A 12,487-nucleotide genomic window follows, 5' to 3' on the forward strand; every position below is an offset into this window, starting at 1 on the left:
TTGGGTTCGCGTTTTTAGGGTTTTTATGAGGCGCTAATGGCTTTTTGGCGGCGGCGTTGCACCGAGGAGCCAAGGCCGATTGCTTCCCGATATTTGGCAACTGTTCGGCGGGCAATGGCAAAGCCTTTGGCCTTGAGAAGGTCAACCAGCTTGTCATCGGATAAAATATGATTGCCTTCCTGTGCGATGAAGCGAGCAATATGGCTTTTGACGGCTTCGGCGGCGGCACCTTCTTCGGAACCGCTGGATTGGATGCCGCTGGAAAACAGATATTTTAATTCGAATATGCCCTGCGCGCAGGAAAAATATTTGTTGTTTGTGACCCGACTGACTGTCGATTCATGCATGTTAATGGTTTCGGCAACCTGTCTGAGGGTCAGAGGTTTAAGTTGTTCGATGCCTTTGAGAAAAAAGCCTTCTTGATATTGGACAATGGCTTGGGTGACTTTGATGATGGTTCTGGCGCGTTGATCTAGCGCACGTATCAACCAATTAGCGCTGGCCAATTTTTCATCCAGCCAGCTTTGTTCTGGGCGGTCGCTGGGCTGGGCTTTCAATTCGGCATAATAGGCGCGGTTGACCAGTAATCTGGGTAAGGTTGCGGTATTGAGTTCGATTGCCCAGCCGTCTTTCATCTGTTTGATGAAAATATCCGGTGTGACCGATTGGATCGGCGAAGAACCGAATTTTAGCCCCGGTTTAGGATTATAATTCCGCAATTCCTGAATCATGTCGGCGAAATCTTCATCATCGACCTGACATAATTTTTTCAGGCGTGACAAAGCGCCGCGTGATAGCCATTCAAGATTGGTAATCAGTTTTTTCATCGCCGGATCGAGGCGGTCGGCTTCTTGTGCCTGAAGCATCAGGCATTCGGATAAATTACGTGCGCCGACACCCGTCGGGTCGAAGCCTTGAATGACGGTTAAAACCTCGGAGGCGTCTTCTTCTGTGATGTTCAGATGGGCGGCGATCGAAGCAAGGGATTCAGTCAGATAGCCCGCCTCATCAATCAGGTCGATCATGTGATTGGCGATGGCGAGTTTATCCCCCGTCAGACATAACCTCGCCTGATGTTCGAGGTGATCGGCCAAGCTTTCCTGATGATGGTCGGCAAATTCCCGATCGACGCCTTCATAGCCACCAGTATGATGAATAGTGTCGAAGCCTAGGCTGCCGTCTATTCCGGCTTCGCCTGTGAAGCTGGTCGGGTTGTCGGACGGGCTGTCATGGTGAAAGACTTCCTGTGCATAACCAGCATCGAGGTTATCGCCCTGATTAGTATAATCGGTCAGACTATGATCGGTCGCCTGAGCAATATCGGGTTCTGGAAGAGGCGCTTCTTGTAAATCAGGGCTATCGTCTACCCCTGCTATATTCGGGCTGTCGTCGTTATGACCTGCTTCGAGAAGAGGGTTGCTGTTCAGTTCTTCGGCTATGAAGCTTTCAATTTCAAGATTGGAAAGGGCAAGAAGACGAATCGCCTGCTGGAGTTGCGGCGTCATAACCAGAGACTGGCTTTGTCGTATGTCTAGTCTTGGACTTAGCAACCTGTCTTTTCACTCCTGCTTTCTAGCCAGTCAGGCAAAATCAGATTTTAAAGGGTGAAGTCTTCTCCGAGATAGAGCCGCCGGACATTCTCATCAGCAACCAAGGCTTCCGGGTTACCCTGAAAAAGCACCCGACCGCCATAGATAATACAAGCCCGATTAACGATATCAAGCATTTCCCTGACGTTATGATCGGTGATGAGCACCCCAATCCCGCGATTGGAAAGATCTTCGATCAAATCGCGGATATCCGATATCGAAATAGGGTCGATACCAGCGAAAGGTTCATCAAGAAGCATAATAGACGGATTGGCGGCTAAAGCGCGTGCAATTTCGCAGCGTCTTCTTTCACCACCGGAAAGTGCCATAGCGGGTGAATCATATAATTTTGTTAGATGAAATTCGGAGAGAAGTTGATCGAGCCGTTCTTTTCGTGCTTTTTTATCGGGGTAATGCAGTTCGAGAACAGAATCGATATTCTGCGCCACAGATAAACCACGGAAAATAGAGGTTTCTTGAGGAAGATAACCAAGCCCGAGTATTGCGCGGCGATACATCGGAAGGCCGGTAATATCGTGACCATCCAGCAGAATGCGTCCGGCATCCGGTTTAACCAGACCCATGACCGAATAAAAACAGGTGGTTTTACCTGCCCCGTTAGGCCCCAATAAGCCCACCACTTCACCACGGGCAACATTTAACGAAACATCTTCCAGCACTTGGCGATGGTCATATGATTTCGCGATGGAAATAATGGATAACCCTTGCGATGTACCTGACTCATACGCTTCTGTGAGAAGGCTATCCTTGGTTTTCTGGGCAGAATGCATCATCAAATCCATGTCAGGGAATAAGGCAGAAAAAAAGAGGCAGTCTGTTTAGGGTATTGAAAAACAGGCAACCTTGTGAAGTGATCTTAACGTATAAATAGAAAAAATATGAACGGGAAAAATAAATAACAACATATTTTTCCCGAAAGGCTTTTTATTTGGGTTACTCGAAGCGGAAATGGCCTTTTTATCTGGCTATTTCTTTATCGGGCTATGGCGTGCGAATATTTTACTGTTTTTGGCCGTTTTGATTAGAAGGCGGCACCACAAAATGGCCAGTTACCCGTCCTTTGCCTTGGCTGCTGTCGGAGCCAACAAGGCTGCCGTCCATTGTGCCTTTACCGGTGTTAAGGTCAATAATCAGCCTTGCGCCATGCACAACAGAATCGCCCCGCACCATTTCAACATGGCCGATCAGGGTTACCAATCTTTTTGGCACATCATAAATAGCGATTTCACCTTTGGCCATTTCATCCGGTGTTTGAATAGTGACTCCACCGGAAGCATCCAGCCTTTGCATTTGAGGGGATGCTTCGCCAGTTTTTTTGGATTGGGGCATCGTATAAGCAATGCGAACATAGGCCGCCGTGATGGTCATGTCTGCTTGTCTTGCCCGCACATGGCCGGAATAGATGGCCCGATTGTCGTTATAGAGCACTTCATTATGATCTGCATCAATATCGATCGGGGCATTGGTATCGTGATGGCGGAAGCCCTGTGCCGATAAAGGCGTCAGAATAAAGGCAATGCCGCAGAGGGATAAAGCCGCTGTTTTGAAAAAGGGAAGTGACATGTAATGTTTCAGGCCAGAATGCATGGCTTTAATCTCCTGACCGGCGATCAAAATGGGTGTGGGTCTGGCCATCCATAACAGCCTTGCCATTGATGAGGTCTACATTGATACTTTGGCCTTGGAAATGACCGTTAGGTGTTTTTCCAGAAACCGGACGTTGGCTTGTAATAAGTCGTTTATCAAGATCAAGAACAATATCCTGTCCATTGACATGATAGCCATTTGACATAACCAATTCGGCAGGCCCGTCGATCGTTAAGATATTGGAATCCATATTATAGCGTCCATGGGGCGCGGTAACGGTGGCGGGGCCGCTGTCTAAAGTTATTTCGGCAATAAGATCCGTTAGAAAAAGTTGTGGGTCGCTGGAATCAGGTTGTGTTGCCGATTCAGCCTTGAGTTCAAAAACGCGGCCATGATCGTCATGGCCGCGGTAAATCGCCTTTTTGAGGTTCATTCGCTCTTTTGATGTCGCGATATGATCGCGTGACAACATAAAGCTGAGATCTCGTCGCCCGATAAGGGGCGTAATCGCCATCATGGCCACCACGATGATAATCGCGATGGGAAAGATAATCCGAAGGATGTGGATTATCCTGTCATGGCTACCTCCAGCCAGAGCCCAGCGGCGTTGGATAAATTGGTCAGAAGGAGCCATGCCCGGCATGAGAGAATCAATCCTAAAACGGCGTTTTTATTCTTACATATGAGCGAAAATATCGGTATCCGGCCAACCGGCAATATCCAATTTTGCCCGCGTTGGAAGAAAGTCGAAGCAAGCCTGTGCCAGTTCTTCCCGTTTTTCACGTTTCAGACGGATGTCCAGCTTTTCTTTTAAAGCGTGGAGGAAACGAACATCGGAAGCCGCATATTCGCGCTGTGGATCGGATAATTTTTCCCCGCCCCAATCAGAGCATTGCTGCTGCTTGGAGATGTCACTTCCCAGTAATTCCCGCACTAGTTCTTTTAAACCGTGGCGGTCGGTATAGGTTCTGATCAGCTTTGAAGCAATTTTGGTGCAATAGACCGGTGCAGCCATAACACCGAGGTAATAAAGAATCGCGGCGATGTCGAAGCGGCCAAAGTGATAAATCTTGAGTCGTTTTGGGTCGGCCAACACAGCTTTCAGATTGGGCGCGCTATAATCGCTGTCTGGTGCGAATCGAACCAGATGCTGGTCGCCTTTACCATCAGAAATCTGCACAACACACAGTCGATCACGACGGGTAATCAGCCCCATTGTTTCTGTATCGACGGCAACAGGCCCCTCAGAAAGCGCATCTTTGGGTAAATCTTCTTCGTGGAAATAAACAGTCATGGAAAGCGGCATAGAACTAAGCCGCGCTTGTCTCAAGCCATATCCGCCGATTTTAGACTGTTTTCGACCCTCATCGGGTCAATTTCGACCGCTTTAATCACTCATTTCATCTGAATTATTAATATATTTGTTAGTTTGGTGTGGAAACTACTCGCAGTTATCGTGTTTTAAAGGTAAAGAAGATATGTGTTGTGCCGAGCGGTCGGTGCAGCAGGGTATGCGTCTCTCGTTCGATGCATGCCCAGAATTGAAGTTGGACGAACCAAGAAAGTATTTAAGGGCATGAGTTTCGATAGAGGCAGACGTAGCCAACGTGGCGGCCGAGATAAACGTGAGAGCTTCGGCGGCGACGATTATAGTTTTGGTGGCGGTGATCGTTTCGGTGGCGGTTTTGGCGGTGGTGACCGCTTTGGTGGTAATGATCGTTTCGGTGGTGGCGGTGATCGCTTCGGCGGCGGCGGCGACCGTTTTGGCGGCGGCGGCGGTGGCTTCCGCGGTGGCCGTGGTGGCGGCGGCGGTGGCGGCATGCCCCCGCAGGTTGTCGGTGAAGGCACCGGTGTAGTAAAATTCTTTAATGCCCAAAAGGGTTTCGGCTTCGTCGTTCGCGATGATGGCGGCGAAGATGTTTTTGTTCACATTTCTGCCGTTGAACAGGCAGGATTGACTGGTCTTGCTGAAGGTCAGCCTTTGAGCTTCACTTTGGTTGATCGTGGTGGACGCGTTTCCGCTACCAACCTTGGTATTGAAGGCGAACCTTTGCCAATTACTGAATCTGCACCTGCTCCCCGCGGTGGTGAATTCGGTGGCGCCCGCAGTGGTGGCCCACAGCGTCAGCTGACGGGTGAAAAATCCAGCGGTACGGTCAAATTCTTCAATGCAATGAAAGGCTTTGGCTTTATCCAGCGCGATGATGGCCAGCCGGACGCATTTGTTCACATTTCTGCCGTTGAACGCGCAGGTCTGCCGAGCTTGAACGAAGGTGATCGTCTTACCTTTGAACTTGAAGTAGATCGTCGCGGTAAATACGCCGCAGTTAACCTGAGTCAGTTAGACGATTAATTCTTTCTGATTTTGCTAAAAAAGACCGGCTGGTTCATTCCAGTCGGTCTTTTTTTTGTCTTTTATGAAAATAGAGCTTGTTAGAAAAAACGAGCCTTCTTTTGCGGAAAAAAGACTCGTGCTTTCGTTAGGGCGCTTTTTATTCTGATTTTTCTGCGATGCGAATTCCGCGTAAAAAGATAGCGACGGCTTCACGGACTTCTTTGGATGATTCTTCGATGGGTTGTTCTTCTAGTGAGAAAAGTCGGTCGAGCAGCATGCTTCCCACGGTCATATTGAAAACCATATAGGCATATTTGACCGGATCGGAGATAGCGTAATTTCCCTTTTCCTTTTGATCAAAAAACCATCTTGTCAGATTGTCTTCTGTGTGGCCGTCTAGAATATCATTAAAGATATGCCGCATTTCTTTTGATTTATGCTCAACCGTCAGAATACGAAACAGGCATACTCGATCGGGGCGTAGAATCGTTCTGGCGATGGCCATGAGTAAGCCGCAAAGATGTTCTTCGGGGTCTTCAGAAATTTCTTCTGTTGGCCATTCGATAGAGAAAAGTCGATCTTCGAGTAATTTGGTAAATAATATCTGTTTGGACGGAAACATCTGATAGACTGTTTTCTTGGACATGCCCGCCTCGCGGGCAACCCGATCCATACTGGAGCCATCATAGCCATAATTTTGCAATACTATTGCAGCAGCCTTTAGAATGAGGGCACAGCGCTTTTTCTCATCAAGCTGTGGTGGGCGTCCTACATGGCGTTTTGAAGAACAGCTATCGGATGGTTCGGGTGACATGGTGTTTGAATAATGTCCTTTAACTGGGATGAAAGCACAAGGTCGGAGAGGTTTTTCTGTTCATCTAAATGAAAGAATTTTTGTCTTGACCTCTTTATAGAGGAACGATATTTTTCAAATAAGAAACTTATCAGTTTCTTATTATCAGATTCGATGTAGCCTTTTAAAAAACTTTTTTAAAAAAGTCTTAGCGAAATATAAAAAAATCAGGATAGGGGTTTCCGGTTGAAACGAAAAATCGCTGTGTTGCCTGTTTTGGCCGGATCACTTCTGATCCTGACGGCTTGCCATCATCAGCAGAAAGAAGCGGAACTTCCATTACAGGAAGTGAGCTTTGTTGAAGTAAAATCGCAGCCTTTAACTATTCATAGTAGCCTACCGGGGCGGACTTCTGCCTATGAAGTTGCCGAGGTTAGACCACAGGTTAATGGTGTGGTTATGGCTCGCTACTTTAAAGAAGGTACCGATGTTAAAAAAGGGCAGCCGTTATTTTTGATAAATCCGGCACCCTATCAGGCGACCTATGATGTAAATAAAGCACAGTTAGCGCGTGCTGAGGCGCAGGAAAAAACGGCTGCGGCAAAATTGGAGCGTTATAAGGCGCTGGCACCTGCTCAGGCTATTAGCCGTCAGGATTATGATGATGCCTTGGCTACGGACCGCTCCGCAAAAGCCGATATTGCCCAAGCAAAAGCGAATATCGAATTATCCGCCGTTAATTTGGGATATACCCATGTGACTGCCCCGATTACGGGGCGTATTGGCCGTGTTTTGACAACGGTTGGTGCCTTGGTGACATCGGGGCAAAGCTCCAACATGGCGATTGTGACCCGTCTTGATCCAATTTACGTCGATGTGAATTTGCCTACCGTCGATTTTTTACGGTTGCGGCGCGAATTAAAGGCTGGAACCTTGAAACGGAATGGCAATGATGCCGAGGTTTCCTTAATTCTGGACGATAATTCAACCTATAACCAGACTGGGCGGCTGGCTTTAAGTGAAGTCAGTGCCGATCCCCAGACCGCAACGATTATTGTCCGTGCGGTTTTCCCCAATCCCGAACGGTTATTGTTGCCGGGTATGTTTGTTTATGGCCGGATAGAAGAAGGTGTCGATCCGAACGCCCTTTTGGTTCCGCAAGAAGCCATTTTCCGGAATAATCATGGCGATCCAATGCTGTATATCGTCAATAAAGACGATGTCATTGAAACGCGCCAGGTGAAAACCGGTGAAGCCGTTGGAAACCAGTGGGCCATTATGTCGGGCTTGAAGAAGGGCGAACGCGTTCTGGTAACGGGTCTTCAGAAAGTAAATATCGGCGATAAAGTTCACCCGGTGAAAGCTTCTTCGTCTTCGGAAGCGGCTCCACCAGCTGAGAAGGGTAGCAACGCGTAAATATGGCTCGCTATTTTATTGACCGCCCTGTCTTTGCCTGGGTTATCGGTTTAATCATTATGTTATTGGGTGGATTGGCCATTCTTAAAATGCCGATCGCCCAATATCCGAATGTGGCACCGCCTCAAGTCGAAATCGGGGTTTTCTATCCCGGGGCTTCCGCTGAAACTATTAACAACACCGTTGTGCGACCCATTTTGCAGCAGATGCATGGGTTGGATAATCTGGAATATATCTCCGCATCGTCCTTTGCATCTGGTCAGATGACGATCGATTTGACCTTTGCGCAGGGCACCGATGCCGATATCGCGCAGGTGCAAGTCCAGAATAAACTGCAATTGGCGCAGCCTCGCCTGCCGTCAGATGTGGTGAATCAGGGTATTACGGTTAACCGTTCTGCCAAAAGCTTTATGATGATCATGTCGTTCATCTCGACCGATGGCAGCATGTCCTATCAGGACATTAACGATTACGTGGCATCCAATATTGCTGATCCTTTAAGCCGTGTTTCTGGTGTTGGGGATTACACCCTGTTCGGTTTTGAATATGCGATGCGTATCTGGTTAGATCCGGCCAAGTTATATAAATATAATTTGACGGTTGCCGATGTTCAAAGTGCGATTTCAACCCAGAACGTCCAGTTGTCTTCGGGTGAATTAGGCGGTTTGCCAGCCGTAAAGGGTATCCGTTTGGATGCGACCATTATTGGCCCAACGCGCTTGACGTCACCGGAAGAATTCAAAAATATTCTGATTAAAGCTTTATCTGACGGTGCCCAGATTAAATTGGGTGACGTGGCTAAAGTTGAGCTGGGGGCACAAAATTATAGCTTTGATATTCGCTATAATAACCAGCCGGCCTCCGGCATCGCTATCAAATTGGCACCGGGTGCGAACCAGCTTCAAACCGAGAAAATGATCCGGCAGCGCTTGGCTGACTTGGAGCCATTCTTCCCGCATGGTTTGAAGATCGAATATCCGGTTGATACCGAACCTTTCATTACCGCGTCTATTCACGAAGTTGTCGAAACTTTGGTTGAAGCCATTGTGCTTGTTTTCTTCGTGATGTTGATTTTCTTGCAGAATTTCCGAGCGACTTTGATCCCGACCATTGCTGTCCCTGTTGTTTTATTGGGTACCTTTGGTGTGCTTTCTGTCCTTGGATTTTCAATCAATACGTTGACGATGTTGGCGATGGTGTTGGCAGTCGGCCTGTTGGTTGATGATGCTATTGTCGTTGTCGAAAATGTTGAACGTTTGATGCGAGATGAAAAGCTGTCTCCAAAAGAGGCGGCCAAGCGCTCGATGGATGAAATTTCCGGCGCTTTGATCGGTATTGTGTTGGTTTTATCTGCCGTGTTCTTGCCTATGGCGGCATTCTCGGGATCCACAGGGGTTATTTATCGTCAGTTCTCGATCACGATTGTGGTCGCGATGGGACTGTCTGTTTTGGTGGCTATGGTGATGACACCGGCGCTTTGTGCGACGATGTTAAAGCCGATAGATCATGAAGCTGAAGCCGAGAAAAAACCGGGAATATTTGGCCGTTTTGCCAATGGTTTTAACCGCGCCTTTGATAAGCTGAATAATGGTTATCTTGGCGGTGTTTCTTGGTTGTTGGGTCGATCAATCAAGGGGGCTGTTGCCTTTTTGATTATCGTCGTCGGCGTTGGTTATTTATTTACCCGTTTACCGACCGGCTTCTTGCCTGATGAAGATCAAGGTGAGTTTATCGGTCAGGTCACATTGCCAACGGGTGCGACGCAAGAACAGACTTCGGAAGCCGTTCATAAGGTAACCGATTATTTGTTGGCTGCCGAAAAAGACAGTGTTCTGTCCGTGATGACCGTCAGTGGTTTTAACTTTGGTGGTCAGGGGCAAAATGCCGGTTCCTTCTTCGTTCGTCTGAAGCCATGGGGGCAACGTCCAAAATCATCACAAACAGCATCGGCTTTGGCGATGCGAACGATGATGCATTTCTGGAATGATCCGACAGCCATGACCTTCGCCTTTAATATGCCTGCTGTTCGTGACTTGGGTAATGCCACGGGTTTTGACCTTGAGTTAGAAGATCGCGGCCATATTGGGCATGAAAAATTCTTGGAAGCCCGCAATATGTTGCTGGCTATGGCAGCCAATGACCCGCGTTTAAGTGGGGTCCGCCCGAATGGTATGGAGGATGCTGCCCAGTATCATTTGACGGTTGATTACGGCAAAGCCGTCATGATGGGATTGACCCCGAATGACGTCAATGTGGCTTTACAGGGATCTTTAGGGTCGATTTACGTCAACCAATTTATGCGTGATGACCGTGTGAAGCAGGTTTATCTGATGGGAACGCCCGCCGCCCGCATGTTACCTTCCGATTTTTCGAAATGGTATTTGCGGAATAATGTCGGAACGATGGTGCCATTTAGTGCCTTCATGACAGGTGAATGGCAGAAGGGCCCTCAGAAAGTCGAAAACTATAACGGTTATAATTCATTTGAAATCATGGGCACGCCGGCACCGGGGCATAGTTCGGGTGAAGCCATTCAAGCCATGACTGAGATTATCCATAAATTGCCTACGGGTGTTGGGCATGAATGGACTGGACTTTCGTTTGAAGAGCAGGCGGCGGGTTCGTCAACCATGTCTCTTTATGCGATTTCCGCTATCGTGGTGTTGTTCTGTCTGGCTGCGCTTTATGAAAGCTGGGCGGTGCCGATATCGGTTATTTTGGTTCTGCCACTGGGTGTCTTGGGTGCGGTTGCAGCAACCTTGATGCGTGGGCTTTCAAACGATGTCTATTTCCAGATTGGTTTGTTAACGACTGTCGGTTTGACCGTTAAAAACGCCATTTTGATTGTCGAATTCGCGAAAGCCTTTTTTGATAACGGCATGCCGTTAATGCAGTCTGTTGTTCAGGCAGGGCGCGAGCGGTTAAGGCCAATTTTGATGACCTCTATTGCCTTTGTGTTAGGGGTTATTCCGTTGAGCATTGCAACGGGGGCATCATCAGCGGCTCGTATCGCGATCGGAACGGCGGTTGTGGGCGGTATGGTGACCGCAACTTTGCTGACGATTTTCTTTGTGCCGCTTTTCTTTGTGGTGGTTTTGAAGCTGTTCCGCGTGAAACCGAATAAGCTGAATGCGGAGGAAGCCGCCTGATGACCTTGTTTTCTTCTTCTGCTGCTCCGGTAAAGCGGAGTAAAAAAAGATGGCATCGGCCTTTGATGGTGTTTCTTTCGGCCAATATGTTGTTGGCCGGATGCACCATGGCACCGAAATATCATCGTCCGGCTGCATCCGTTGCCCCGCAATGGCCGAAAACGGCAGCACCAACGGTTGTGGATAGCCACTCACTGAAGCCCAATCCGATGGCAAAGGATATCGGTTGGGAAGAGTTCTTTAAAGATCCACGTCTGAAAGCCTTGATTGCGATTGCTATTCGTGAAAACCGCGATTTGCGTTCGTCTATTCAGGCTATTGGAGAGGCACAAGCCCGATATCGGGTGCAAAGAGCGTCTTTGTTACCAGCGATTGGTGGCACCGGCGAGGTGATGTATCAGCAGCCTTCGGGTAAATCTGGTTTGAGCTTTGCTCCGGGTGTCGGTGAAGGCATCCCGCGTTTTCATTATTATTCAATGGGTATTGGTTTTTCTTCCTATGAAATCGATATCTTTGGCCGCATCCGCAGTTTGAGCAAAGAAGCGGCGGAGAGGGCGTTAAGTCAGGAAGAAACCGCGAGAGGCACGCTGATCAGTCTGATTTCGCAGGTGGCGAATAGCTATATTGCGTGGTTGGCTGATCGAGAAATCCTGAATTTGGCAGAGGAAAGCTATCAGGCCGCCAAGCATAATTTCGAATTATCGCGGGCTTTATTAGAGCATGGTGAGGCCAGCCTCCTTACGGTAAATCAGGCAGAAACGCTGTTCCAGCAGAAAGCCGATCTGCGTGAGCAGGCGAGACGCCAAATGGCATGGGAAGAGAATAATCTGACCTTGTTAATTGGTCAGCCGATACCTGCGGATTTGCCGTCACCATTACCTTTTGGTGAGCAAAATATCATGGAAGATTTATCGGCAGGTTTGCCTTCCGATCTTTTGCAAAACCGGCCTGATATTAGAGCGGCGGAACATGATTTGAAGGCAGCCAATGCCGATATTGGTGCTGCACGAGCCGCCTTTTTCCCACGCTTGGCACTGACTTCTTCGGTGGGTAATTCCAGTCTTAAGCCTTCGCAGATTATTACGACGGCAGCAAATACTTGGGGATTCCAGCCAGAATTGACGGTTCCTATTTTTAACTGGGGACAAAATCGCGCGAATTTGAAAATATCTAAAGCCGAACGTGATATGAAGATTACGGCCTATCAGAAGGCTATTCAAAGCGCGTTTAGAGATGTTTCCAATGCGTTGGTTGGACGGGATACCTATCATCAAGAAGAGGTCGCCTTAGCCCAAGCGGCAGCCAAAGCCGAGAATAACTGGAGTTTGGCGCGTTTACGGCAAGCGCAGGGAAGTGATTCTGCGATTACGATGCTGAATTATGAGCAGACCTATTACCAAGCCGAATATCAGGCGGTGCAAAATAGGGTTGCCCGATATCAGAATTTAGTCACGCTTTATGCGGCTTTGGGAGGGGGCGTAAAAGAAAAATCGCCACCTTTGGATCAAACGGTAGCGCCCAATAAAGGGGTGAATAAAGTCAATTAAGGGTAAAAATATTCCGGATCAGATGACTGATCCGGAATATTTGTTTTTAT

The 12,487-nt window shown here is 48.2% G+C and carries 10 protein-coding genes; 4 read left to right on the forward strand and 6 right to left on the reverse strand.

The annotated features are described in order from the left end of the window. Positions 1-23: 23 nt before the first annotated feature. The 5 genes from rpoN to FBY58_RS01675 form a co-directional block, all read right to left on the reverse strand. Positions 24-1,550, reverse strand: a complete 1,527-nt coding sequence (gene rpoN / locus FBY58_RS01655) for an RNA polymerase factor sigma-54 (RefSeq protein WP_141919194.1) — start codon at positions 1,548-1,550, stop codon at positions 24-26. Positions 1,551-1,597: 47 nt separating this feature from the next. Continuing rightward, a complete protein-coding gene (gene lptB / locus FBY58_RS01660; protein ID WP_141920588.1) occupies positions 1,598-2,380 on the reverse strand; it encodes an LPS export ABC transporter ATP-binding protein in 783 nt (260 codons plus the stop codon). A gap of 229 nt (positions 2,381-2,609) precedes the next feature. After that, positions 2,610-3,245: an LptA/OstA family protein gene (locus tag FBY58_RS01665; protein ID WP_260432013.1), complete on the reverse strand. Its 636-nt coding sequence runs from the start codon at positions 3,243-3,245 to the stop codon at positions 2,610-2,612. After that, positions 3,202-3,831 (reverse strand): LPS export ABC transporter periplasmic protein LptC, encoded by a 630-nt coding sequence (gene lptC, locus FBY58_RS01670; RefSeq protein WP_260432014.1) that lies wholly within the window; start codon positions 3,829-3,831, stop codon positions 3,202-3,204. Before lptC ends, FBY58_RS01665 begins: the two co-directional genes overlap by 44 nt. Before the next feature lie 42 nt (positions 3,832-3,873). After that, positions 3,874-4,491, reverse strand: a complete 618-nt coding sequence (locus FBY58_RS01675; protein ID WP_141920590.1) for a ribonuclease D — start codon at positions 4,489-4,491, stop codon at positions 3,874-3,876. Between the two features lie 282 nt (positions 4,492-4,773). Between FBY58_RS01675 and FBY58_RS09615 the strand changes: the two genes are divergently transcribed. Next, positions 4,774-5,550, forward strand: coding sequence for a cold-shock protein (locus FBY58_RS09615; protein WP_141919196.1), 777 nt, complete (start codon positions 4,774-4,776; stop codon positions 5,548-5,550). A gap of 139 nt (positions 5,551-5,689) precedes the next feature. Here the strand turns inward: FBY58_RS09615 and FBY58_RS01685 are convergent, their stop codons facing one another. Next, positions 5,690-6,346, reverse strand: coding sequence for a TetR/AcrR family transcriptional regulator (locus FBY58_RS01685; RefSeq protein ID WP_141919197.1), 657 nt, complete (start codon positions 6,344-6,346; stop codon positions 5,690-5,692). 225 nt (positions 6,347-6,571) lie between these two features. Here FBY58_RS01685 and FBY58_RS01690 point away from each other — a divergent pair, with 225 nt between their 5' ends. The 3 genes from FBY58_RS01690 to FBY58_RS01700 are packed head-to-tail and all read left to right on the forward strand — an operon-like array spanning position 6,572 to position 12,437. Then, a complete protein-coding gene (locus FBY58_RS01690) occupies positions 6,572-7,741 on the forward strand; it encodes an efflux RND transporter periplasmic adaptor subunit (RefSeq protein ID WP_141919198.1) in 1,170 nt (389 codons plus the stop codon). A 2-nt stretch (positions 7,742-7,743) separates the two neighbouring features. Next, positions 7,744-10,890, forward strand: coding sequence for an efflux RND transporter permease subunit (locus FBY58_RS01695; RefSeq protein WP_141919199.1), 3,147 nt, complete (start codon positions 7,744-7,746; stop codon positions 10,888-10,890). Then, positions 10,890-12,437, forward strand: a complete 1,548-nt coding sequence (locus FBY58_RS01700) for an efflux transporter outer membrane subunit (RefSeq protein WP_141919200.1) — start codon at positions 10,890-10,892, stop codon at positions 12,435-12,437. The genes FBY58_RS01695 and FBY58_RS01700 overlap by 1 nt, the downstream gene beginning before the upstream one ends. The last annotated feature ends 50 nt before the right edge of the window (positions 12,438-12,487 follow it).

It is taken from the genome of Zymomonas mobilis (assembly GCF_006715975.1).
GTDB lineage: Bacteria > Pseudomonadota > Alphaproteobacteria > Sphingomonadales > Sphingomonadaceae > Zymomonas > Zymomonas mobilis_B.